This window comes from Cupriavidus sp. Met-2, from assembly GCF_049843575.1.
Classification (GTDB): Bacteria; Pseudomonadota; Gammaproteobacteria; order Burkholderiales; family Burkholderiaceae; genus Cupriavidus; species Cupriavidus metallidurans.
In genome coordinates this window covers 1-23,092 of the sequence record NZ_JBBHZL010000020.1, presented here as the reverse complement: position 1 = coordinate 23,092, position 23,092 = coordinate 1, and the positions used below count along the sequence as shown (strand labels likewise).

Here is a 23,092-nt window from a genome sequence, read left to right as displayed (position 1 = left end):
TGCAAACCACGATTTCTAAAAATACATCGCGTATCAGAAAACTTAATGCTATCAATCAAGAGCGTACATACCATGTGTTCGATAACCGGAAAGTATGTGCCGATCCTCGACCGGCGCGGAACCGCTCTTCGCCCACGAGTCACTCACATATAATCCGCAGCACCCAACCTGCAGGCCCGCGCCCCCTGCGTGCCCAACCGCTTATGCTCACGGACCAATCGGAAGCTCGGCAGACCCGCCGTTACGTTGAAAAGCGCGAAGTCATTCTCGATACTGCTGCGGCACTGTTCAACCGCAAGGGGGTGCGCGGCACGACCCTGGCCGACGTCGGGCAACAGGTGGGGCTCAGCACCAACAGCGTCACGTACTACTACCGAAAAAAAGAGGATCTGGTCCTGGCCTGCCTGATGCGCGCCATCGCGGAGACGAGCGGTCTCGTCGATAGGGCAGCGCAAGCGGATAGCCCCAGCGAACGCGCCCGGGCCTTCATCACGCTGTTCGTGGCACGGCTGGCGCGGACCGCAGTGGGCGAGAAGCCCGAACTGATGAGCCTGCGCGAGATTCGCGCCTTGCCCGAGAGCCATGTGGAGGTCGCCTTCGCCGCCTTTAACGACATGTTCCGGCGCGTCCGTGGGTTGCTGTGCGACGCCTTGCCCAGTGATCCCACTCAGCGCAGCGCGCTGGGTGCCCGCGCGCACCTGCTGTGGTCGCTGACCAGCGGAGCTGCCGGCTGGATCGATCGATATGAAACCGATGACTATCCAAAGATCGCGCAAACGCTGGCGGACATCGTCCTGAATGGCATCGCGGGGCCAAAGTCGGCGTGGCAGGCGGAGTGCGACGTGACGGCGCTGCTCCCGGCGCTTGCGCAGCCGGAGACGACGCAGCAGGCCTTCCTGCGAGCCGCCACGGAACTGCTGAACGAGCAGGGATACCGTGGGGCGTCTGCGGACCGGATCTCCGCAAGGCTGAACCTGACCAAGGGCGCGTTCTATCACCATAACGAGAACAAGGACGACCTGATTTCGGCGTGTTTCGACCGCATGTCCACGGTGATCCGGGACACCCAGACGCTGGTCGACGACCTGCCCGGCACGGGGTGGGACAAGCTCTGCGCGGTATCGCGCGCGCTGGTGCATTACCAGTTCTCCAGCCAGGGACCGCTGCTGCGGCTGACGATCTATGGCGCCTTGCCCGAGGAGATGCGGATCGCGAAGATGCGTGACATGGCGCGGCTGTCTACCCGCTTCGTCCGCCTCCTGGTGCAGGGAATGCAGGACGGCTCGGTGCGCCCACTGGACCAGGCGATTGCGGCGCTGCAAGTGCATGGCATGATCAATGCGGCCGTGGAACTCCGCCGCTGGGTGCGCGATGCCGACGCCGACAATGCCGCCGACCTGTTCGTGCGTCCGATGATGGTGGGGTTGTTGCGTTGAAGTCCGGCCATGCGGGCCAATCACCCGACAGCCCACCCACCACCCACTCACTCGGCCAGGTGACAGGCAACCATCTGCCCGTCACCTCGGTCGCGCAACGGCGGGTCGTCGTTGTGGCATTGCGGCATTGCCATCGGGCAGCGCGTGTGGAAGCGGCAGCCTGAGGGCGGATTCATCGGGCTCGGCACTTCGCCTTTCAGTACGATTCGCTGGCGCCGTCGCTCGGTCTCCACATCGGCGACCGGCACGGCCGACAACAGCGCCCGGGTGTAGGGATGCAGCGGAGAGGCGTAGAGCTGACGGCGCGTGGCGATCTCCACGATGCGGCCGAGGTACATCACGGCAACGCGATCGCTGATATGCCGTACCACCGCCAGGTCGTGCGCGATGAACAGATAGGACAGGCCGAGCGTGCGCTGCAACTCCATGAACACGTTGACCACCTGCGCTTGGATCGAGACGTCCAGGGCCGACACGGGCTCGTCGCAGACAATCAGGCTCGGCTCCAGCGCCAACGCGCGTGCGATGCCAATGCGCTGACGCTGGCCGCCGGAGAACTCGTGCGGGTAGCGGTCCGCCATATAGGGCAGCAGGCCCACCATGTCCAGCAACTCGCTCACGCGCGTCTGCACGGCTTGCCGGTCGCCGGCCATGCCGTGTACCTCGAGCGGTTCCGCAATCAGGTCACGGACCTTCATGCGCGGATTCAGCGATGCGAACGGGTCCTGATAGACCATCTGCACGGAGCGCCGGAACTGCTTCTGCCGCTGACCCTTGAAGCCAGCCAGGTCCTCGCCATCGAACAGGATGCGGCCGTCACTGGCTGGCAGCATCTTCATGATGGCCAGACCGGTGGTGGATTTGCCGCAGCCGCTTTCGCCGACCAGCCCCAGCGTCTCGCCGCGATTGAGCGTGAGCGAGACGCCGTCGACGGCCTTCACGGTGCCAACCTGGCGTTTGAACAGCACGCCTTGCGTAACCGGAAAGTGCACCTTCAGGTTTTCGACGCGAAGAATCGGATCCACGGCTGAAGCGACCGGGGACGGCGAAGCCGCGGTGACAGCAGGGTCTGGACATGCGCTGCCGGGGCGGCTTGGGGGCGCGACGCTCTGCGAGGGGCACGCCGCAAGCGGTGTTTCAGTATGCGTCATGGAGGAAGCAGGCGTTGAGGTGTTGATGGGAGATCTCGCGCAGCGGGGGCGGCGCCTGATCGCATGTCTCGTTGGCCAGCTTGCAGCGCGGCCGGAACGCGCAGCCCTGCCCGAGCGCGGTCAGATCTGGTGGCTGGCCGTCGATCGGCACCAGCGGCTGGCTGGTGTCGCCATCCAGACGGGGCACACAGGCGATCAACCCGCGCGTGTATGGGTGGGCTGGGTGGCGGTAAAGCGCTTCCGCCGAGGCCATCTCCACCAGGCGGCCGCCGTACATCACCGCGACGCGGTCCGCGTATCGCGCCACCACACCCAGGTCATGCGTGATCAGGATCAGCGCCGTACCGGACTTTTGCGCGAGCGTCTTCAGCAGGTCCAGGATCTGCGCCTGCACAGTGACGTCGAGCGCGGTAGTCGGCTCGTCGGCGATGATCAGCTTCGGCTTGCAGGCCAACGCCATCGCGATCATCGCGCGCTGCCGCATCCCGCCCGAGAATTGGTGCGGATACGCCTGCACGCGGCTGCGCGGCTCGGGGATCTGCACCTGGGCCAGTAGCGCGACGGCCTCGTCGTAGGCGTCGCGCCAGGGGCGGTGCTCGTGGATGCGAATTGGCTCCGCGATCTGCTTGCCAACAGTGAGCGCCGGATTCATCGACGACATCGGCTCCTGAAAGATCATCGCAATCCGGTTCCCCCGGATGGCGCGCATCTCGGCGGGCTTGAGACGGAGCAGATCCTTGCCTTCGAACCGGATCTCACCGGACGCGATCTCGCCCGGCGGTTGCGGAATCAGGCCGAGAATCGACAACGCGGTCACGCTCTTGCCCGATCCCGATTCTCCGACGATCGCGAGCGTCTCTCCCGCGTTCACGTCGAAGGAGACCCGGTCCACGGCGGTGACCACGCCCCGGTCGGTACGAAAGCGCGTGGTCAGGTCTCTCACCTGCAGAATGGGCTCTGTCATGGTTACGCTCAGGTGGTTGGAGGGGCGGGTTTGCGGCGGATCAGAAGCCAAGCTTCTTCTTCATCTCCTGATCGATCCATGCGCGCGCGTAGATCGGGCCGCTACGCACGGCGCCAGCGCGCAGTTCGCCGTCGTAGTTCTTGACCCACGGCCACCAGGCGGTGAATACGTAGGGCGTCGGCAGCCAGATGTACGGCGCTTGCGCGACGATGTCGCGGGTCATGGCGCGGATCGCCTCCTGGCGCTTGCCTTCGTCGCGGATCTGGAAGGCCTGGTCGACGCGGGCCGTGAAGGCCGGATCATTCCATTGCGAGGCGTTCCACACCTGTCCGGCCACGAAGCTCTTGCGCAACGTGGTGGTCGGATTCGTATGGCCATTCGCCATCATGTAGCCAGGCGCATTGGTCTTCGTGGTCATCGCGGACAGGTACGCGCCGTACTCCATCGGCTGGATCTCGATCTTCACGCCGACCTGTTCCAGGTAAGCGCCGATCAGCGGCAGCATCTCCATGTGGTCCTGGTTGCAGGCGCATACCTGAACCTTGAACTTGAAGCCCTTCGGATAGCCGGCCTCCGCCAGCAGCTTCTTCGCCTTCTCGGGGTTGTAGGTGAACAGCTCCTTCACCGAATCCGGCATCGTGCTCAGCGGCTCGAAGTAGCCACCGTAGTCGGGATGCTGCGGGTAGGCGAAAAGCTCCGCGTTGCCGCCGTAGTACTGCTTGACGATCTCCTGCTTGTTGACCGCCATATTGAGAGCGCGGCGCACGCGGATGTCGTTGAACGGCTTGGTATCGACGCGCAGCGCCAGGTACTGGCCGGTGTACGAGAGCCACTTCGACCATTTGAGTTGCGGTGCGCTCTTCTTGAGCTCGTCCACGGCAGTCCAGCGCACCAGTTCCAGCACATCGAGCTTGCCGGTGCGCAGCATGGTGTTGCGCGTGGCCTCATCCTTGACGGTGCGCAGCACCATCTTGTCGACGAACGGCAACTTGTAGTCCTTGCCGCCGATTTTGTCCGTGTCCCAGTACTGCGCGTTCTTTACATAGGTGGTGGAGTTGCCCTGCGTGAACTGGTTCAGCGTGAACGGGCCGGTGCCGGTGACGTTCTTCCAGTTCGCGGCCCCGGCGGTGGCTACCTCCTTGGGCATGATGCCGGAGTAGTAGCCCCAGCCGAAGCGATAGTCCCACTCGGCATTGAATTCCTTGAAGCGGAAGATGACCGTGTACTTGTCCGGTGCTTCGACCTTGGTCAGGTAGTCGTAGTAGCTGGGGATCTTCTTGGCGCTTGCGTTCATGCGGCCGTAGCTGAACAGCACATCTTCCGACGTCAGCTCCCGTTCTTCCATTACGCCCGGCTTCGCGGGGAAGCGGACGTTTTTGCGCAGTTTGACCTCGAGCGTCAGCGGGTCGATCCACTTCCAGCTTTCGGCCAGCTCGCCCCGGATCGCGTCCGGCGGCAGCCAGGCATCGGCCTGGAAGGCGTACTTTCCGCCGTTGCGGCGCGACTTTGAGAGATCCGCGGCAAACAGTTGTTCATAGACCTGACCGGTGTCGTAGTTCTGCTTCCAGTTCCAGTCCGCCAGATCCCAGGACAACGCCGAGATGGTGGGGTAGACCGATCCGACCTCAAGCGTGCCACCGTACTTTGGCGCATCCGCCTGCGCGGCCGCGATGCCGCAGGCCAATGCCGCCGCTGCAGCCGCCACGGCTTTCGCCGCCATCAGTGGCCAGTTCGTCCTGCCGACATTCGCCTTGATAATGGGCACCATCTCTTGCTCCTTACAGGGTCTGAAGAGTCGTGATTCGGCGGGCCACATTGCCGGCCGGTGTTGGCGGGCGCGTTTCAGCGGCCGCCGCGTAGGCGTGGGTCGAGCAGGTCGCGCATGGCATCGCCATAGACGTTGATGGCGTAGACCACCACCGTCAGGCAGATGCCTGGCGCAAGCGCGAGCCACGGCCCCTGGAACATGAAGGTGCGCCCGTCGCCCGACAGCATGCCGCCCCAGGTCGGGGCGGGCGGCGGCACGCCGAGGCCCAGGAATGACAGTCCCGATTCCGCCAGGATCGCGGTGCCGACGCGGGTCGTGAACAGGACGATCACCGGCGGCAGCACGTTGGGCAGGATGTGCCGCCACAGGATGCGGCTGGTGGAGGCGCCGATCGATTGCGCCGCGTGCACGTACATGTTCTCGCGCACCGATACCACGGCCCCGCGCACGATTCTGGAGCCGCCGATACCGAGCAGCAGACCCAGCGTGCAGACGATTTGCCAACTGCCCGGGCCCAGCACCGAGACCACGACGATCAGGATGATGAGGTCCGGAAAACTCATCCAGGCGTCGACCATTCGCTGCACCACCAGGTCCAGCTTGCCGCCCAGATAGCCGCACAGGATGCCAAGCACGAGGGAAACCAGCGTGGCCAGCGTGGCCGCCGACAGGCCGATCACCACCGACAGTTGCGCGCCATACAGGCAGCGGGAGAAGATGTCACGGCCGAGATTGTCGGTGCCGAAGAGATGCGCCCATGACGGTGGTTGCAGCCGCGCCATCATGTTGATCTCGTTGACACCGTATGGCGCCAGCCAGCCGGCAAAGACGCCGCAGAACAAGAAGATCGCGCAGATCACGGCGCCGGCCGCGCCGAGCGGTTTGTCGCGGAACAGTCGGCGCATCATGGGAAACCGGGAGCGCCTGCGCGAGGCGGGAGGCGCCTGGGCCGTCACGAGCGAAGGGGACACTGCGCGTGGATCGACGGAGGGGTGTGCCATCAGTGGTGCCTCACTTTGGGGTCGAACAGGCCGTAGCTCAGGTCTACTAGCAGGTTGATCAGCATCACCGCCACGCCGACCACGAGAAAGACACCAGTGATGACCGGATAGTCCCGCTGGTGCACGGCATCGAGCAGCAACAGGCCCATGCCCGGTACCGCGAAGATCTGTTCGATGACGACGGCGCCACCGATCAGCAGCGGTGCCTGCAGCCCGATGAGGGTCACCACCGGAATCAACGCGTTGCGCAGCGCATGGCGGAAGATGACCTGTCGTTCGTTCAGTCCCTTGGCCCAGGCTGTGCGGATATAGTCCTGCCGCAGTACCTCCAGCATCATGGTGCGCGTCATCCGCATCGTGATGGCGGACAGCGCCATGCCCAGCACGATGGCTGGCACCAGCATCTGTTTCACGTGCTGCACCGGGTCTTCGAGAAAGGGGATGTAGCGCACGTCGGGGGACCAGCCCCACCACACTGACGGGAACACGATCACCATCGTGCCGAGCCAGAAGCTGGGGACGGCCAGCATCAGGATGGAGAACGACCGCGCCACGTAGTCGACGGCGCTGTCCTGGCGGGTGGCCGACACGATCCCGATGGGCAGCGCCACCGTCAGTGCCACGAACAGGGCCAGCACACCTAGCGAGAAGGTGGCCGGGATTCGGGCCATCACCATTTTCAGGACCGGCTCGCTTTGCCAAAGGGACTGCCCCAGATCACCGTGCAGCACGATATTGGTGACCCAGCGCAGGTATTGATCCCAGATAGGACGGTCGAGCCCTAGCGCGTGGACCAGTTGCTCGCGGGTGAGGGCATCGGCGCTGATGTCGTTCTGACTCAGCATGAGATCGACCACGTCGCCGGGCACCAGGCGCACGATGGTGAACACGATGATGCTGGCGAAGAGCAGCGTCGGTATCAGTGCCAGCAGGCGACGCACGAAGTAGGCGCTCATGGCAGGCCCCTGAGCGATGCTGGCTGGATTCCGGGCGGCGATGTTGCTGCCGATGTCGTTCCCGGGGTGGCGCGTACAGTCGATACCGCAGACATGTTGCCTCCTTGTGAGCGATCGGCCGGCATGGGCGTATGCCGACATCCGCGCGATCGCTTTCGCCTCGGTGTTGCGTCGTGCCCCGCCAGCGTCGTGGCGGGAGGGCTGGCCAGATCAGTAGCCGCGCATTCCTGCCCAGCGGTTGAGCTGCCAGTTGGCGTCGCCCAACCACTCCTGGGCTGTGCGTGCGCGCTTCATGTAGAACCCGATGTCCAGTTCGTCGGTCATGCCGATACCGCCGTGCATCTGCACGCCCTCCTGCACTGCCAGGGTGGCGGTGGTGCCGGCCTTGGCCTTGGCGACGCAAACTAGCGGCTCCGGCCCATCCGAACGGCCAGCGTCCAGCCGCTGCTGGCACTGCAGCACCGCGGCACGCGCGAGTTCGATCTCCGCGAACAGATGTGCGGCACGATGCTGCAGGGCCTGGAACTCGCCGATCTGCTTGCCGAACTGGCTGCGCTCCTTCAGGTAGGCGAGCGTGCGCGCGAACGTGGCATCTGCAATACCGACCAGTTCGGACGACAGCACCGCGCGGGCGATGTCGAGCACCTTGTCGAGCATCGCGGCGCCGTTGCCGGCGCGGCCCAGCAGCGCATAGGCCGGAACTCGGACGCCCTCGAAGGTGACGCGTGCCGCATTGGTGGCATCGGCGATCACGCAGCGTTCGACGCGGACGCCGGCGTTGTCGCGCGGCACCAGGAACAGCGAGATGTCGCCATCGGGCCCCGCCTGCGCGTCTTTCGCTGCGACGATCAACGTGTCGGCCACATGGCCGTCGACGACGAACACCTTGCTGCCGTCGAGCATGTACCCGTCGCCATGGCGTCGCGCCAGCAGGGTGATGCGCTCTGGCCGGTGTTTGCTCCCCTCGTCCAGCGCGAGCGCCGTCAGGTGGCGGCCCGATGCCATCTCCGGCAGCAGCGCGCTTCGCTGCGTGTCGCTGCCGAACAGCCCCAGCAGTGAGGCGCCAAGCACCGAGGTGGAAAGGAACGGCAACGGCGCAAGCGTGGCCCCGATAGCTTCGGCGATGATGCCGGCCTCGACCACGCCGAGGCCACTGCCGCCATAGGCTTCGTCGATCAGCACGCCGGTGAATCCCAATTCGGTGGCCTGGCGCCAGAGATCCCGGGAGAATCCGACGGGGTCATGCGTGTCGCGCAGCGTGCGCAGCGCGGAAATCGGGGCGTTGTCCTTCAGGAAGGCGAGGGCGCTGTCGCGCAGCATTTCCTGCGTGTCGTCGAATACGATGGGCATGGCGGCTTTGACGGTCCTTGGGCTTCGAGGGCTTCGATGTCTTTGGGCTGCGGTAGGCGTGGCGGTACGGGCGAGCCGGTACGTCAGGCGCCCGGGAGGCCGAGCAGGCGCTTGGCGACGATGTTGAGCTGCACCTCGCTGGTCCCGCCCTCGATCGAATTGGCCTTGGTGCGCAGCCAGCTCCGCGCCAGGGCGCCGTCCTGGCTGCGTTCGCCTTCCCACTCCAGGGCGTCAGTGCCGCCGACGGACATCAACAGTTCATAGCGTCGCTTGTTCAGTTCTGCGCCGTAGTACTTCAGCACGGAAGAGAACGCTGCCATTCCCTCGCCTTGCTTGGCCAGGTCGCGTGCCCGCTCGCCGGCGGCCGCAAAGGCGGCTTCGTCAATCTCGAACTGGGCAATCTGGGCACGCAGCATCGGATCGTCGAGGCGGCGTTGCGCATCCACGCCGATGACTTTCGCCGCGTGGCGACCCATGGGCTCGCGGAAGCCACGGCTGCCAATGGCGCTGATCATTTCGCGCTCGTGCGTCAGCAGATACTTGGCGATTTCCCATCCACGGTTCGGCTCGCCGACCAACTGGTGGCACGGCACCTTCACATCGTCGAAGAAGGTCTCGCAGAAGGGAGATTTGCCTGAGATCAGCACGATGGGCCGGGTGGAGACCCCGGGGGTTTCCATGTCGAACAACAGGAAACTGATACCCGTGTGCTTCTGCGCCTGGAAGTCGGTGCGCACCAGGCAGAAGATCCAGTCGGCCTTGTCGGCGTACGAAGTCCAGATCTTCTGGCCGTTGACGATAAAGTGGCCGTCACGCTCTTCAGCGCGCGTTTGCAGCGCCGCCAGGTCGGAGCCGGCATTGGGCTCCGAGTAGCCCTGGCACCAGCGGATCTCTCCGCGTGCGATCTTGGGCAGGTGCTCCTGCTTTTGCGCCTCGGTGCCGTACTTCAGCAGCGCCGGGCCCAGCATCGAGATGCCGAAGCTCTGCAGCGGCGTCCGGCAGTTCAATCGGGCCATTTCGGCGCGCAGCACCCGGGCCTGCGCCGGACTGAGCCCGCCGCCGCCATATTGGGTTGGCCACTCCGGAACGGTCCAGCCCTTTTCGGCCATGCGTTGCAGCCACAGGCGCTGCGCATCGGACTGATAGCGGAACTTGCGCCCGCCCCAGCAGATGTCGTCCTCGTTGCGCACCGGTTGGCGCATCTCCGCCGGGCAGTTCGCTTCCAGCCAGGCATGCGCCTCCTGCCGAAATGTCTCCAGTCCGTCCACAATTGTCTCCTTGTTGCGTCCCTGGGAAGCCGTGCCACGCGGGCATCGGTCTGCCGGAAAATCGGATCAAGGTTGTTCCATGCCACAGTCTTATTTTTCTAAAACACTTGCAGAAGGTGGCGGGTACGGCAACTTTTATACAAGCCGACCCAAAGGGCGTCAATACTCCAAAACCTAACCCGAGTGGCTTGCCGAGCGCGAAGCCGTGGAGGTCAGATGCGACCCGTCGCTCGAGGGTGGCGCGACGCGGAGTGCGAATCATGTCAGCGAGTGCGGTAGAAAATAGCTTAACTTCTGCGAAGATTGATCGAAGCGCTCATCATGCTTCGCAATCCCGGAAGTTTCATTGCCTCGTTCGATCCGGTGGCAGGCACCGCCAGGAGCGGGTACCTCGGCCCGATTCAGGTCGCTTGTCGAGAGAATATTGGTGACAGTCCGTGCATTCTTCTTTTCCATACCATTCATACGAATTTTTTATGGAGACGAGAAAGCTCGTCCGAACGGTGTGGTTAGTGCTCGCAGGGATAGGACAACCATGTCCATACCTGTATGTCTGCATATGAGAAACGTGACCGGTTTCTCCAAATGCCACCGGCAATTTGTGCTTTCTTTTCATAAGCTAGTGCCAGTGGCGGAAGTTCAGTCGAAAGCGATGCGACGCATGAGGGCAGTACACCTGCTTACATGCGTTACCCACTCTCCACATTTTGAAACGCAACAATGGAGGTACAATGCGCCCCACTTTGTATCTCACATATAACAAATGAGCCCCCGGCCTTCTCGTTTGGCGTGTGTAGACGCGCTGAAGGCGGTCAGCTCGCAGCTGATCGTGTTGCACCATCTGGCCTTCTATGGGCCGATGTCCGATGCCGCCCAATCTCTGGCCCCCGGCCTGATCGGCTGGCTGTCTGACTACGCGCGCATCGCGGTGCAGGTGTTCCTGGTCATCAGCGGATTCCTTGCCGCGCGCAGCCTGGCTCCCGCCGGACGCCTGACCGCCCAGAGCCCGCTTTCCACGGTATGGCGCCGCTATCAGAAACTGGTCGTGCCCTACACCGTGGCGATGCTCGTCGCGATCATCGGCGCCGCCATCGCGCGGACGTGGATGCATCACGACTCGATACCCGCCGCGCCGCACCTGACGCAGGTCATCGCGCACATCCTGCTGCTGCACAACATCCTCGATGTGGACGCGCTGTCCGCAGGCGTCTGGTATATCGCGATCGATCTGCAACTGTTCGCGCTGCTGGTATTCGCGCTCTGGCTGGCGCGCGCGGTGTCACGCGATACGTTGCCGCTGGGCGTGCCGACGGTGGCCGCGCTAGCGGTGGCCTCGCTGTTCTGGTTCAACCGTGATGCCACCTGGGATATCTGGGCGATCTACTTCTTTGGCGCCTACGGCATGGGCACGCTCGCGTACTGGGCGTCGAACCCCGATCGTTCTCCGGTGGCCCTGATCGCGCTTGGCGCGGTTGGCGTGGCGGCCCTGACGATGGACTTCCGCCTGCGTATCGCCGTCGCGCTGGTCACGGCGCTGGTGCTGGCCATCTCCCGCCGCGGGGGCTGGCTCGAGCATTGGCCGGGTGGCCGCGTCACCGCATACTTCGGCAAGATCTCGTACTCGGTCTTCCTCGTGCACTTTCCGGTCTGCCTGGTAGTGAACGCCTTGGTGTTCCATTTCGCTCCGGGCCAGCCGATGCTCAACGCTTTGGGGATGTTGCTGGCGTGGGTCGCCAGCAACGTAGCCGGCGCTGTATTCCATCGCTATGTGGAGGCTGCCAGCCCGCTGCGCTCGGTGATCGACTTCGTCAAGGAAGGGATTCACACCCGCAAGTGGACGCGGGGCGAAAAGCCCCAGGCCTGAGCGGCCGGCGTCAACCTCGTCAAATCAATGCTGGTGCGTCCGCACCAGCATGTACCGCCTTCGTCATGCATCCCGCACCCGTCCGGTGCGTGCGGAATGTCACTCACGGTAACAACCCCAGTTGAGGGTTGGCATGGCCATTGCCTAGTATGGATATATAAACCTGACCAACTGGTCAGGTTTCGATCCGGGGAGACGAGGCTGCCATGTCCGATCATATCGTTCTGACCTCGCACACACGCCGCGACAAGCCGGCCGAGCCGATTCACTGGGGCGCACCCACGGCGGCCGAGCGGGGGCCGGTCATTGCCAGCCTGACAGACCCCGCGCAGCGCAACGTTATTGGTACCCACGCTGGCGCCTATGCGATCTATCGCGCGCTGGCAGTGGCGGCGGGCAGCCTGCAGCGCGCGCATCGTCCCGACCTGACCGATACATCCCCGGCCGAAGCCATCGGCCCGCACCCGCAGTGGGGCGATCCGGACAGGATCGTGTCGCTGGATCCCTGGGGCCACCTGGTCTCCACCGTCTTCGCCGACCGCATCGCCGCCGGGGTGGACATCCGTCCGACCATCGCCATCACGCGTGCCCATATCAACATGCCCGAACTCATGGCCGCGATCTCGGCCGGACGGCTCAAGCCCGACGGCGACATCCTCGAGGCCAATGGCGACGTGCGCGTGACCAAGGCGGCGGTGGACCCGGTCTGGTACCTGCCCGGTATCGCGCGCCGCTTCAATATCAAGGAGAGCGTGCTGCGCCGCAGCCTGTTCGAGCAGACCGGCGGCATGTTTCCCGAACTTGTGACGCGACCCGATCTGAAGGTGTTCCTGCCTCCGATCGGCGGCATGACGCTCTATTTTTTCGGCGATGTCACAAAGCTGGGCCAGCCCGATACCCGCGTCGCCTGCCGCGTGCATGACGAATGCAATGGCTCCGACGTGTTCGGGTCGGACATCTGCACATGCCGCCCGTATCTGGCGCACGGTATCGAGGTTTGTATCGAGATGGCGCAGCAGGGTGGCGTGGGCTTGGTGGTCTATAACCGGAAGGAAGGCCGCGCGCTTGGCGAGGTGACGAAGTTCCTGGTCTACAACGCGCGCAAGCGCCAGGTGGGCGGCGACCGCGCCGAAACCTACTTCGAACGTACCGAATGCGTGGCCGGCGTGCAGGACATGCGGTTCCAGGAATTGATGCCGGATGTATTTCACTGGCTCGGGATCAGGAGGATCGATCGCTGGGCCTCGATGAGCAACATGAAGCACGGCGCGCTGACGGCGCAGGGTATCGAGGTGGTGGAGCAGGTGGCGATTCCCGAGTCCCTGATCCCGGCCGATGCGCGCGTGGAAATCGATGCGAAGGTGGCGGCGGGTTATTTCTCCAGGTACACGCCGCCCGACGCCAAGGAACTCGCCCAGGCAAAGGGCAGGGGGTTGAAGGAATGAATGAATTTCCGGAAGGAGGCAGAGCAGGACGCGACGATGGCATGGGCAGCGGCTGGCATAGCCCCGTTCCACCCGATCATCCCGCGGCTGCGCTGCTCAGTGCGGAAGCCGTGCGAACGCGTTGCGCGGTGGTGACGGACTTCGTGGCCTCGGGGGAATCCGAGTTGTTCACGTGGCACCCGGACCGCGTTCACGCGATCGCCGACTATGTGGCCGCGACGATTCGCCGCCGCTATCCGACGTTGCAGGTGCCGTATCACAGCCGCTGGCGCCATTTTGAAAGTGGCGGGCCGGGGCAGGCCACGATCAACCGCTGGCAGATCCTGTGCGAGCGCGCGGGCATGTCGGGCCCCGAACATCGCGAGGAGCGCGCGCGGATCGGCATAGATCTGGTGATCCCGAGCGTGCTGCTCGATGCGGGCGCTGGGCCCGACTGGCGCTACCGCGATGCGGCCAGCGACATGATGCTGACGCGTTCGGAGGGGCTCGGCGTGGCCAGCTTCGACCTGTTCGCGCGTGGCGGCTTCTCCGCCGGGCAAGGCGATCCGTTACGTTCCGACGCCGACCGCCTTTGCCGCATCGACGCCTCGACCATTGCCTCGGCGTTCCAGGTGGCGCAGCACAACCCGCTGGTCGGCCTGGAAGGCCGCGCGGGACTTCTGCGCCGGCTCGGGGAGGTGATGCAGGACACACCGGCGGTGTTTGGCAGCCCGGCACGGCTCGGCAACCTGTATGACTATCTGGCCTCGCATGCGCGCGAAGGCCGGATCGAAGCGAGCTTCGTGCTGCGCACGCTGCTGGTGGCGCTGGGCCCTGTGTGGCCAGGCCGGCTGCAGATCCAGGGGATCTCGCTCGGGGATTGCTGGCGGCATCCGGCGGCTCCCGAGGGTATGGTGCCGTTCCACAAACTCACGCAATGGCTGACCTATTCGTTGCTGGAGCCGCTGGAGGATGCGGGGCTGACCGTGACCGGGCTCGATGCGCTGACGGGTCTGCCCGAGTACCGCAACGGTGGCCTGCTGTACGACTTCGAACTGATGGTGCCACGCGATGCCACGTTCGCCAGCCGCGCGCACGCGGTGGATGAGCCGGAGATCGTCGAATGGCGCGCGCTGACCGTGACGGGGCTGGATCTGATCGCTGATGGCGTGCGGCAGGCGCTCGGTTTGAGCGAAGCGGACTTTCCGCTGGCGCGTGTGCTCGAGGGCGGCACGTGGGCGGCGGGGCGGCGTGTCGCGGCGCAGCGGCGTCCACCGGGCGGGCCGCCGCCGTTCGCAATACAGAGCGACGGCACTGTGTTCTAGCGCGTCGCGCATGGATCGAACGCACGGAAGCAGGCAGTAGACAACGGACAGCAGACAACGGAAACGATTCGCTGGCAGCCCCAGACGTGGCGGGCCCAAGGACCGCCTTGCCCGAACTTCACGAGAGTTTGTCACTCAAGGAGCGCACCATGAACGATCTGCCAGCCGCGGCTGCGGCCACGGAGACCTATGTCAACCCCGATAAGGCCACGTCGCCTTCGGTCATGGTCGTGAATCATCCACTGGTGCAGCACAAGGTCACACTCGTGCGCAACGAGGACACCACCACCGACAACTTCCGGCGCCTGGTGCGCGAGATCAGCCAGCTCCTGACCTACGAGGCCACGCGCGACCTGGCGATGGAGATCATCTCGATCCGCACGCCAATCGCGCCCATGCAGTCGCCGGTGCTGTCCGGCAAGAAGCTCTGTCTGGTATCGATCCTCCGTGCCGGCAACGGCTTTCTCGACGGGATGCTGGAACTGCTGCCGGCTGCTCGCGTGGGTCATATCGGCCTGTACCGCGACCCCGAGACACTGGAGCCGATCGAGTACTACTTCAAGATGCCCGAGGACATCGGCGAGCGGATGGTGATCGTCGTCGACCCGATGCTGGCTACGGGCAACTCGGCCATCGCCGCATTGAATCGTCTCAAGGAAGCGGGGGTGACCACCATGAAGTATGTCTGCCTGATTGCATCGCGGCCCGGATTACGCGCGCTGCAGGCAGCGCACCCTGATGTCTGCATCGTCACGGCGGCCATTGACGAGCAACTCAACGAGCACGGCTATATCGTGCCCGGTCTCGGCGACGCCGGTGACCGGCTCTACGGCACCAAATGATGGGCGCGCCGGCGCTTGCGCCGCCCGTGCGCGAATCGGGAGGCCGTATCCGGCAGGAAAACGAGGCGCAGATCCTGCGCGCCGCGGAACACGTGTTCGCGCGCGCGGGGTTCGCCGGGGCCACGATGGCCGACATCGCGCTGCACGCCGGCATGCCGAAGTCGAACCTGCACTACTACTTCCGGACGAAGCAGGCGCTGTACCGCGCCGTGCTGGCGCACACGTTGCAGCTCTGGCTATCGGAGACCGATATCATCAGCGCCGACCATGCGCCGCGCGTGGCGCTGGAGCAGTACATCCGCGCCAAGATGCGGCTGTCGGCCAGCCATCCGGACGCGTCTCGCGTGTTCGCCAACGAGTTGCTGCACGGCGCCCCTGAGATCGGCGGCGTGCTGCGTGAAGCGTTGCGCGAACTGGTGACGCGCAAGGCCATGGTGATTCGCTCATGGATTGAAGACGGTCAGATGGCCCGTGTCGACCCCTATCACCTCTTCTTCACGATCTGGGCCGCCACGCAGACGTACGCAGACTTCGATGCGCAGGTCTGCGCCGTGCTGGGCGTCAGCCAGCTCGACACCGAGGACTTCGAACGCGCCACCGAGCACCTGGTGGCGTTGCTGCTCCGTGGCTGCGGGCTGGATCAGGAAGCCTCGCTGGCCTGACCCAGCATCATGCGTGGCAGTTGCCATGCAGTCTTCGTCTACCATTGCCACGTCACCGCCACCGGGATCACAAGGGACGCCTCATGTTCGACACCATCCTGCGCCACTGCAATATGCCTGACGGACGTACCGATATCGATATCGGCATTGCCAACGGGCGGATCGCGGCGGTGGAGCCACGGATCGCGGCAACGGCGGGCGAGGAGATCGACGCTGCTGGACAGCTTGTCTCGCCGCCGTTCGTCGATGCGCACTTCCATATGGACTCCACGCTGTCATACGGCCTGCCGCGCGTGAACCAGTCCGGCACGCTGCTCGAGGGCATCGCGCTGTGGGGGGAGCTGAAGCCGCTGCTTACGCAGGATGCCATCGTCGAGCGCGCGCTGGCGTATTGCGACTGGGCCGTCTCCAAAGGGCTGCTGGCGATCCGTTCCCACGTGGATGTGTGCGATCCGCGCCTGCTGGCCACGGAGGCGCTGCTGCACGTGCGTGAGCGCGTCAGGCCCTACCTGGATCTGCAACTCGTGGCATTTCCGCAGGACGGTCTGCTGCGCGCACCGGATGCGCTCAACAACCTTCGCCGCGCGCTGGACCTTGGCGTCGATGTGGTGGGCGGCATTCCGCATTTTGAGCGCACGATGGCCGACGGCGCGGCGTCGGTGAAGATGCTCTGCGAGGAAGCCGCCGAGCGCGGGTTGCGCGTGGACATGCATTGCGACGAAAGCGACGACCCGATGTCGCGCCATATCGAGACGCTGGCGAGCGAATCGGTACGGCTGGGTTTGCAGGGACGCGTCACGGGTTCGCATCTGACGTCGATGCATTCGATGGACAATTACTACGTCTCCAAGCTGCTGCCGCTGATGCGAGAGGCCGGCGTATCGGCCATCGCCAATCCGCTGATCAACATCACGCTGCAGGGGCGGCACGATACCTATCCGAAGCGGCGCGGCATGACGCGCGTGCCCGAGATGCTTGCCGCCGGCATTCCTGTGGCCTTCGGTCACGACTGTGTGATGGACCCCTGGTACAGCCTTGGCTCGGGCGACATGCTAGAGGTGGCCCACATGGGTCTGCACGTCGCGCAGATGACGGGGCAGGACGCCATGCGCGCGTGTTTCACCGCTGTGACAGAAACGCCGGCACGTATCCTGGGTCTCGAAGGCTATGGGATCTCGCCGGGCCGCCGCGCGGATCTGGTGCTGCTGCAGGCGCGGGACCCGGTGGAGGCGCTCCGCCTGCGCGCAACGCGGCTGCTGGTAATGCGGGCAGGGAATGTCATCGCCCGCACGGCGCCGGCCACCGCAATGCTGGCGCTCGCGGGTCGACCGGCTCAAGTCGACTTCCAGTTACACCGGGCATGACGGTGTGGAGAGTTTTTGAAGAATCGATGAATTTTGTGTTGACAGAGATCGTCTTGCTCAGCATAATCTCTTTCTTCGCATCGCAGCAGCAATGCAGCGAAACGAAGCCCAGATGGCGGAATTGGTAGACGCACTAGGTTCAGGTCCTAGCGGTGGCAACACTGTGGAGGTTCGAGTCCTCTTCTGGGCACCAAATTCAGAAAAGCCCCGCGCAAGCGGGGCTTTTTTCGTTTCTCCGCCCGGAAAGAAAGGCCCTTGAGGGCCTTTCGCGAGGACGAGAAAAGGTTGCGCTTGCAAGCGCAACCCGGGGTCGCGCATGGGTGACCGAGTCCTCTTCTGGGCACCAAATTCAGAAAAGCCCCGCGCAAGCGGGGCTTTTTTCGTTTCTCCGCCCGAGGCTTAAGAGGACCGGCTCCAGGAAGAATGACTGACACTGTCAGGCAAAATTCTCAGGGCGTGCCGCTCCCGTCCGGCAACCCGCATTACGGTCTAACTGACACGCCGGCTTTGACCTATGCTCCAGTTTGATCGGGCACGATTCAATAACGCCCGGCAAGGTGGTTGCCATGTCCGTACTGTTCACGTGCGGGAGAGGGGAGGGCGCCGGGCATTGTCCCGGCTGGGAGCGCTGTGTCGCCGCGCACCCAGGGCACCATTCCTGTCTCCATCTGGGCTTCCTGATCGTGCTGCTTGCGAGCGCCGCGGCCTGCGCCGAGGAACTTGCGAGCGGGCCGCCAGGCGCGGATATGCCGCCGTCGATTGTCCAGGACAAACGCGACGCGGGCACGCCGCCTGCGGAAGCCGCCACACCGGAATCCCCATCGCTCGAGCCACCTCGCATGGTGGCCATGGACGACGATCCTGATCAGCCTGCGCCTGTCAACGTGCTGGCTTCGGAGCAGATGTCGGTGCCCAGTGGAGAGCATGAGGTCGTGGGCAGCGCGGGACCGATCGATCGCCAGGTCGAAACGTACCGGGCCGGCACGCGCCCGGCGATGCTGCATCTCGATGACATGACAACGGCAACCGGGTTCGTCGATGGCGGCACGCGCACCATGGCACTGGCGATGGATACGCCGCTGTCGCGCAACAGATCCGGTCCCACCCTGCAGTCCCGTGTCGAGATGGCATACCGTCCTGGCATGGCGCCGGTACCCGGCAACTGGGACGCGCCACCGGGCGAGGCCAATGCCACCGGGCTGGCCGTGCGGCTGTATAGCTCCGCGCCCACGCGCCTGAATGGTGTCTACCCCTTCGTTGAAGCGGACTGGTGGCAAGACAATCGCGCACGCACCATCAACATCAACGGCACGCGCATCGACACCGATCTGCTGCGTGGTCTACTGTCCTTCAACGTCGGCGCGCACAGCAACTCGACCACCGGCCTGAAGCTATGGGTCAAGGCGCGCGGAGGACGCAACGCGGGCGGAACACTGGGTGCCAGATACCGCTGGTAAGGGATGGCGGCAGCAGTGTCGCGATAGTGTCTGTCGAGGGAGTATCTGGTCTTCGAGAAATAATTTTCACGAAGTACTTGCGCGCGATGCGAATTGCGATACAATTCGGGCCTCGCGTGCGGCTGTAGCTCAGTTGGATAGAGTACTTGGCTACGAACCAAGGGGTCGTGGGTTCGAATCCTGCCAGCCGCGCCACCTATTAGGAGGGCTTCCAGCAATGGAAGCCCTTCGTCATTTTGGCTCTTGTGCCAGCCTTGTGCCTTGAACCGAACCCGCCAAGTCCCTCAGGGGCGTGAGGCGGTCAGCATAGGGCGCCAGGTGCTCCGCCGACAGATGCGCATACCGCCGCACCATCTCCGGACTCTCCCAACCTCCCAGTTCCTGCAAGGCAAACAACGGCGTGCCGTTCTGCACGTGCCAGCTCGCCCAGGTATGCCGCAGATCATGCCAGCGGAAGTCCTGGATGCCAGCCCGTTCCAGCGCCGCATACCAGGCCTTGGTGCTGACCTGGGTGATCGGCTTGCCCCGGAACGAGAACACGTGTGTGGCATGCTTCCCGACCTGCTTGAGAAGGATGCCCGTCGCCTCCGCGTTCAGGGGCACGGCAATCGCCTTGCGGGCCTTGGCCTGGTCCGGGTGTATCCATGCCACCGAGCGAGAGAGATCCAGTTGCGACCACTCCAGCCCGGTAACATTGGCCCGGCGCAAGCCAGTAGCCAGCGAGAACGCCGCCATGTCTGCCAGGTGCTCCGGCAACGCGGCCAGTAGCCGTTGTGCTTCGTCCCGCGCCAGGAAGCGAATGCGGCGGGTCGGCTCGGGCAGCATCCGGATCTTCGGCGCCTTATCGAGCCATTCCCACTCATTCTCCGCCTTGCGCAGCACGGCACGCAGGACTTCCAGCACGCGGTTGGCCGTCGCGTTGCTAACTCCCTCGTTGAGCTTGGTCTGCGTGATCCGGTCAACCAGGGCACGGTTGATCTGATCCAGCGGCCTGCCACCCAGGAAATGATCGAGCCAGCGCAGATGGATCTTGTCCGTCTCGATCGTCGCCTTGTGGCCTTGCTCCTTGAGCCAGCGAACGACTGCGTCATTCCAAGAACGCTGCGGCCGCTCACCCAACTTGCTGATGCGCCAGGCTTCGGCTTTCAGCTTGTCGTGCAGCTCTTGCGCGAGGGTCTTGCTTTCGGTCGCAGCAGATCGGCGTATTCGTTCGCCGTTGGGGGCGACGAAGTCGATCCACCAGACCGTTCCACGTTTGCGAAGTGACATAGATCAGGTTCCTTTCCTAATGTCACTTGCAACGCCTGCCGGGGGTGAGCATAGAGGGAGCGCACATAATCAGCAAGATCCTGGTCGATGAACACCCAGGCGCGGCCAGCCTTACCTCCTGGAATCTGCCCGCGCTTGGCTCGTCGCCGCACTTCCTCGGGATGCATCTTGAGGAAGGCGGCAGCCTCCTGGAGATCAAGCGTCCGCATCCTGATCCCCTGCGCCGGGCAGGCCGATACTGTAGGGCACCAGCCGCTTTGGAATGCCATCGCGCCGCAGCTTTTCGACTACCGTGGCGGCATCTTCATCGTGGAGTTGCATCAAGACGTTGATGGCTTTGCCGGACAGGCGACTGGCGTTACTGGTCATAACGTCGACGCTCATGGCGGCGGCCTTCTGGCACATCTTGATCTTGGATTGCACCGCTGAAAGGAATGCAAGGCAGGGGTAGGCGCCGGCCAGGTATTGGCCTGGCACGTCCAGCGTTTCCCAGGGAATCACGTGGTTCTTGCCGCGCAGTTCCAGCTCGACACGGCACCAGGGACTATCCGGGTGGCCGAGCTGCTTACCCTTCTCGTAGCAGCGCAACAGCTTGTGCGCACGGGTGCCGATGTAGAGCGTTCGCCCATCGGTGCCGTCCGTCCAGTCGCCCGCGTGCTTGAGCTTGCCATTGCGGCCCCCGCAGTTGAAGCCATTGGCGTGATACCAGGCCAGGACGTGCTCGATACTGCAAATGCGCCCCTCGAAGTCATCGTGGGCCAGGTCGATGCGTGAGATTTTGGCATCGAGCGCGTTGCCCCACGCGGCCAGTCCGCGCCAATCCTGGATGCGGGCGCAGCCCGTGCCGTTGATTTCGACGTGGACGGTGTTGCGCTGATGCCGACCACCCCAAGCCACGATGCCGAAATCCCCAAGACGTGCGCTTTGTGTGTAGCCATTCCAGCCAGCCAAGCGAATCTCTGTCACGGCGAGGGTGGCCAGCCGCTCCACCTCTTGAAAAACCCATTCGAGGGCTTTGCCGGGAGGTGGTACGAGCGTGAATCCCAGCCAGTCCACATGTGCGGCGTTGGGAGGAGCGGTTTCGTCCGGGAGTGGGTGCAGCCGGTAATCGAGGCGCCCGCTCGGGTAGGTCACCAGCTCCATTTGCTCCGTGGCGCGGTCTGGGAATGCCGGGGTCGTAGGGGCGTCGGAGGGGGTGATAGGGTGTCTTTTATCCCGTATTACTACACGGGATGATTGCGCGGCGTTCGCCGCCGCATCCTGCGGATGCAGCGGTCGATCCACCGCGCCCTGGATTTCCGTGTTCGAATGCGCAGACATAATGACTCCAATCGCGTGGAGGCGACAGAGTCACGGTCAGGCAATGTAAATGAGCGCGCTCCGCCGCCGGTTAGGGGGAGGAGTCACAGGCGAGTAGCGGTCGATGTTGCGCGCTCGAAGTTGAATAGCCGGCTTCTAGGTTCCAGTTGGAGCTATGTCTGTGTCCGATCAGCCCAATTTGCCTAGATGTGCGAACGATGCGCGATATATGGTGGCGGCTGACTCTCGATGCGGAAGCTCAATCTTCAGGTGCTGGTGCCGGTAGAAAAGTAGGTCTGCGCTTTAGGTGGGATGGTTTGTACCTGTGACGTCACAATGCTACGCCGTGCGGCAAAGCCGGAGCAAGGGGGTAATCCGACGAAAGAGCTTTATCAGCCCAATCGTAATCCTATTCCGCAGTGTACTTGTGGCGATAGCGACATAATGTTGCTCTCTGTGCACAATAATGCACAGGAGAAATCATGCTCAAAGGGGCCCGATCTAAACGGCTCGCGCGAAGTATTTTCATTATTCTCTCCGCGCTGTGTTCTCTCATGATCTGCAGCATTTTTTGGGAATCGCCATCCCATGCAGTGACCTCCGAGGTCACCTATCGAGTGACTTACCAGTATCCGTACAGAGCGACTAAAGACGAGGCATGTAGGGAATATCTCGCCGGCCCAAGTCAAGCAAATCAGATCTGGAAGTCCTCAGATCCGGGTTGCTGGAGCGTTGTCGGCGGTTACTTTGATATGGCTTTTCCATACCAAACGCAGATAGTCTGTGCCGATGGTTCGCTCCCGGATCTTGGCAAGCCATATGTACTACGATGTGGGGGAGCAACCTATTGGTCTTCGGGTGTACCACAGGACCAGTTGATTGAGCAATCGTGTCCAGTTGGCAATCCGATACTGTCTGGGACAGGCACAAAGATTCAATCAGAGATCGATTTCCTAGGGGCTGGCGCCCATCCGCTTGCCTTGCAGCGAGTCTATCGATCAAGATACTTGACCTATGGTGTCAATGGATTTGGGTTACGGTGGATGCACCAGTGGCAGCGTCGACTCAACGTTGAATCGGCAACCGCTGTTGCCTTGCGTGGCGATGGTACCGTTCGCGTATTTTCGTCGGCGTACAACCAGTGGGTGAACAAAGATGTACGGGACACGTTGGTGTCTATCAAAGACACCCGTGGCGTCGTTGTTTCCTGGAACTATTTCGATGCCAGTACCGATCGCACCGAAATTTATGATGCTAGCGGTGTATTGAAAGAAGTTCGAGAGCAGAATGGTTGGAAAACTACCCTCTCGTACAGCGATAGTTCTACGTCGACAAGCATCGCACCGCGCATTGGCATGCTGGTGAAGGTACAGAATCAGTTTGGTCAATCACTCAGCTTTACCTACGACAGCACCGGGAAGATCGCGACGATCACGCTTCCTGACTCCAATATCACCCGCTATGGATATGATGCCGACGGGCGGCTTGCTACTGTCACGTGGCCGGATGGCAAGGTTCGCAGCTATCACTATGAAGACGCTCAGTCTAGCGGGGCTCTCACCGGGATCACGGATGAAGCAGGCGTGCGATTTGCGACGTGGACCTATGATGCGCAGGGTCGTGCTACCAGTTCCGAACATGCGGGTGGCGTGGACAAGGTGCAGGTGCAGTACCTGAGCAAGAGTCAGAGTG

Annotated in this window: 19 protein-coding genes and 2 tRNA genes; 11 read left to right on the top strand and 10 right to left on the bottom strand. The window is 63.4% G+C overall.

The window, feature by feature from the left end; genetic code table 11:
- Window positions 1–203 precede the first annotated feature (203 nt).
- Complete coding sequence (locus WD006_RS27865) at window positions 204–1,436, top strand: TetR/AcrR family transcriptional regulator (RefSeq protein ID WP_029309607.1); 1,233 nt, start codon at window positions 204–206, stop codon at window positions 1,434–1,436.
- A 47-nt stretch (window positions 1,437–1,483) separates the two neighbouring features.
- Here WD006_RS27865 and WD006_RS27860 read toward each other — a convergent pair whose 3' ends face one another.
- The 7 genes from WD006_RS27860 to WD006_RS27830 form a co-directional block, all read right to left on the bottom strand.
- Entirely contained in the window at window positions 1,484–2,461 is a 978-nt protein-coding gene (locus WD006_RS27860; protein WP_029309608.1) for an ABC transporter ATP-binding protein, read from the bottom strand.
- Window positions 2,462–2,573: 112 nt separating this feature from the next.
- Window positions 2,574–3,551, bottom strand: coding sequence for an ABC transporter ATP-binding protein (locus tag WD006_RS27855; RefSeq protein WP_008648527.1), 978 nt, complete (start codon window positions 3,549–3,551; stop codon window positions 2,574–2,576).
- A gap of 40 nt (window positions 3,552–3,591) precedes the next feature.
- Window positions 3,592–5,319: an ABC transporter substrate-binding protein gene (locus WD006_RS27850; protein ID WP_011519026.1), complete on the bottom strand. Its 1,728-nt coding sequence runs from the start codon at window positions 5,317–5,319 to the stop codon at window positions 3,592–3,594.
- A gap of 74 nt (window positions 5,320–5,393) precedes the next feature.
- Window positions 5,394–6,227: an ABC transporter permease gene (locus WD006_RS27845; RefSeq protein WP_141192947.1), complete on the bottom strand. Its 834-nt coding sequence runs from the start codon at window positions 6,225–6,227 to the stop codon at window positions 5,394–5,396.
- A 92-nt stretch (window positions 6,228–6,319) separates the two neighbouring features.
- The gene (locus tag WD006_RS27840; protein WP_008648520.1) at window positions 6,320–7,276 is read right to left on the bottom strand and encodes an ABC transporter permease; all 957 of its coding nucleotides are present in this window, start codon (window positions 7,274–7,276) and stop codon (window positions 6,320–6,322) included.
- Window positions 7,277–7,486: 210 nt separating this feature from the next.
- Window positions 7,487–8,626, bottom strand: coding sequence for an acyl-CoA dehydrogenase family protein (locus tag WD006_RS27835; protein ID WP_029309609.1), 1,140 nt, complete (start codon window positions 8,624–8,626; stop codon window positions 7,487–7,489).
- A gap of 83 nt (window positions 8,627–8,709) precedes the next feature.
- Entirely contained in the window at window positions 8,710–9,894 is a 1,185-nt protein-coding gene (locus tag WD006_RS27830; protein ID WP_029309610.1) for an acyl-CoA dehydrogenase family protein, read from the bottom strand.
- A 763-nt stretch (window positions 9,895–10,657) separates the two neighbouring features.
- Between WD006_RS27830 and WD006_RS27825 the strand changes: the two genes are divergently transcribed.
- The 9 genes from WD006_RS27825 (at window position 10,658) to WD006_RS27785 (ending at window position 19,027) form a co-directional block, all read left to right on the top strand.
- The gene (locus WD006_RS27825; protein ID WP_011519022.1) at window positions 10,658–11,758 is read left to right on the top strand and encodes an acyltransferase family protein; all 1,101 of its coding nucleotides are present in this window, start codon (window positions 10,658–10,660) and stop codon (window positions 11,756–11,758) included.
- A 206-nt stretch (window positions 11,759–11,964) separates the two neighbouring features.
- Window positions 11,965–13,203 carry a GTP cyclohydrolase II gene (locus WD006_RS27820; RefSeq protein WP_008648510.1) on the top strand — a complete coding sequence of 413 codons (1,239 nt, stop codon included), beginning with the start codon at window positions 11,965–11,967 and terminating at the stop codon, window positions 13,201–13,203.
- Entirely contained in the window at window positions 13,200–14,507 is a 1,308-nt protein-coding gene (locus tag WD006_RS27815; protein WP_011519021.1) for a URC4/urg3 family protein, read from the top strand. Before WD006_RS27820 ends, WD006_RS27815 begins: the two co-directional genes overlap by 4 nt.
- 149 nt (window positions 14,508–14,656) lie before the next feature.
- Window positions 14,657–15,349 (top strand): uracil phosphoribosyltransferase, encoded by a 693-nt coding sequence (gene upp / locus WD006_RS27810; protein WP_029309611.1) that lies wholly within the window; start codon window positions 14,657–14,659, stop codon window positions 15,347–15,349.
- A complete protein-coding gene (locus WD006_RS27805; protein ID WP_035821386.1) occupies window positions 15,349–16,011 on the top strand; it encodes a TetR/AcrR family transcriptional regulator in 663 nt (220 codons plus the stop codon). Before upp ends, WD006_RS27805 begins: the two co-directional genes overlap by 1 nt.
- A gap of 83 nt (window positions 16,012–16,094) precedes the next feature.
- Window positions 16,095–17,375, top strand: a complete 1,281-nt coding sequence (locus tag WD006_RS27800; RefSeq protein WP_011519018.1) for an amidohydrolase family protein — start codon at window positions 16,095–16,097, stop codon at window positions 17,373–17,375.
- A 106-nt stretch (window positions 17,376–17,481) separates the two neighbouring features.
- A tRNA-Leu gene (locus WD006_RS27795) sits at window positions 17,482–17,568 on the top strand.
- A gap of 373 nt (window positions 17,569–17,941) precedes the next feature.
- The gene (locus WD006_RS27790) at window positions 17,942–18,832 is read left to right on the top strand and encodes a hypothetical protein (RefSeq protein WP_063834276.1); all 891 of its coding nucleotides are present in this window, start codon (window positions 17,942–17,944) and stop codon (window positions 18,830–18,832) included.
- A 118-nt stretch (window positions 18,833–18,950) separates the two neighbouring features.
- Window positions 18,951–19,027: transfer RNA gene (locus tag WD006_RS27785), tRNA-Arg, on the top strand.
- Window positions 19,028–19,063: 36 nt separating this feature from the next.
- On the opposite strand, the gene WD006_RS27780 is transcribed toward WD006_RS27785, so the two are convergent.
- The 3 genes from WD006_RS27780 to WD006_RS27770 are packed head-to-tail and all read right to left on the bottom strand — an operon-like array spanning window position 19,064 to window position 21,244.
- A complete protein-coding gene (locus WD006_RS27780) occupies window positions 19,064–20,068 on the bottom strand; it encodes a tyrosine-type recombinase/integrase (RefSeq protein ID WP_369688579.1) in 1,005 nt (334 codons plus the stop codon).
- A complete protein-coding gene (locus WD006_RS27775) occupies window positions 19,978–20,268 on the bottom strand; it encodes a hypothetical protein (RefSeq protein WP_375198993.1) in 291 nt (96 codons plus the stop codon). The genes WD006_RS27780 and WD006_RS27775 overlap by 91 nt, the downstream gene beginning before the upstream one ends.
- 28 nt (window positions 20,269–20,296) lie before the next feature.
- Window positions 20,297–21,244: a replication initiation factor domain-containing protein gene (locus WD006_RS27770; RefSeq protein ID WP_051723419.1), complete on the bottom strand. Its 948-nt coding sequence runs from the start codon at window positions 21,242–21,244 to the stop codon at window positions 20,297–20,299.
- A gap of 638 nt (window positions 21,245–21,882) precedes the next feature.
- On the opposite strand from WD006_RS27770, the gene WD006_RS27765 reads away from it, so the two are divergent.
- A partial coding sequence (locus tag WD006_RS27765; protein WP_425648339.1) for a DUF6531 domain-containing protein occupies window positions 21,883–23,092 on the top strand: 1,210 nt, incomplete at its 3' end.

What these genes read in the sequence shown, in the direction of transcription:
- WD006_RS27815 (WP_011519021.1), top strand. Translation starts at nt 13,200, where the DNA reads ATGAATGAATTTCCGGAAGGAGGCAGAGCAGGACGCGACGATGGCATG.
- WD006_RS27825 (WP_011519022.1), top strand. Translation starts at nt 10,658, where the DNA reads ATGAGCCCCCGGCCTTCTCGTTTGGCGTGTGTAGACGCGCTGAAGGCG.
- WD006_RS27790 (WP_063834276.1), top strand. Translation starts at nt 17,942, where the DNA reads ATGTCCGTACTGTTCACGTGCGGGAGAGGGGAGGGCGCCGGGCATTGT.
- WD006_RS27865 (WP_029309607.1), top strand. Translation starts at nt 204, where the DNA reads ATGCTCACGGACCAATCGGAAGCTCGGCAGACCCGCCGTTACGTTGAA.
- upp (WP_029309611.1), top strand. Translation starts at nt 14,657, where the DNA reads ATGAACGATCTGCCAGCCGCGGCTGCGGCCACGGAGACCTATGTCAAC.
- WD006_RS27775 (WP_375198993.1), bottom strand. Translation starts at nt 20,268, where the DNA reads ATGCATCCCGAGGAAGTGCGGCGACGAGCCAAGCGCGGGCAGATTCCA.
- WD006_RS27845 (WP_141192947.1), bottom strand. Translation starts at nt 6,227, where the DNA reads ATGATGCGCCGACTGTTCCGCGACAAACCGCTCGGCGCGGCCGGCGCC.
- WD006_RS27850 (WP_011519026.1), bottom strand. Translation starts at nt 5,319, where the DNA reads ATGGTGCCCATTATCAAGGCGAATGTCGGCAGGACGAACTGGCCACTG.
- WD006_RS27800 (WP_011519018.1), top strand. Translation starts at nt 16,095, where the DNA reads ATGTTCGACACCATCCTGCGCCACTGCAATATGCCTGACGGACGTACC.
- WD006_RS27770 (WP_051723419.1), bottom strand. Translation starts at nt 21,244, where the DNA reads ATGGAGCTGGTGACCTACCCGAGCGGGCGCCTCGATTACCGGCTGCAC.
- WD006_RS27820 (WP_008648510.1), top strand. Translation starts at nt 11,965, where the DNA reads ATGTCCGATCATATCGTTCTGACCTCGCACACACGCCGCGACAAGCCG.
- WD006_RS27840 (WP_008648520.1), bottom strand. Translation starts at nt 7,276, where the DNA reads ATGAGCGCCTACTTCGTGCGTCGCCTGCTGGCACTGATACCGACGCTG.
- WD006_RS27805 (WP_035821386.1), top strand. Translation starts at nt 15,349, where the DNA reads ATGGGCGCGCCGGCGCTTGCGCCGCCCGTGCGCGAATCGGGAGGCCGT.
- WD006_RS27855 (WP_008648527.1), bottom strand. Translation starts at nt 3,551, where the DNA reads ATGACAGAGCCCATTCTGCAGGTGAGAGACCTGACCACGCGCTTTCGT.
- WD006_RS27835 (WP_029309609.1), bottom strand. Translation starts at nt 8,626, where the DNA reads ATGCCCATCGTATTCGACGACACGCAGGAAATGCTGCGCGACAGCGCC.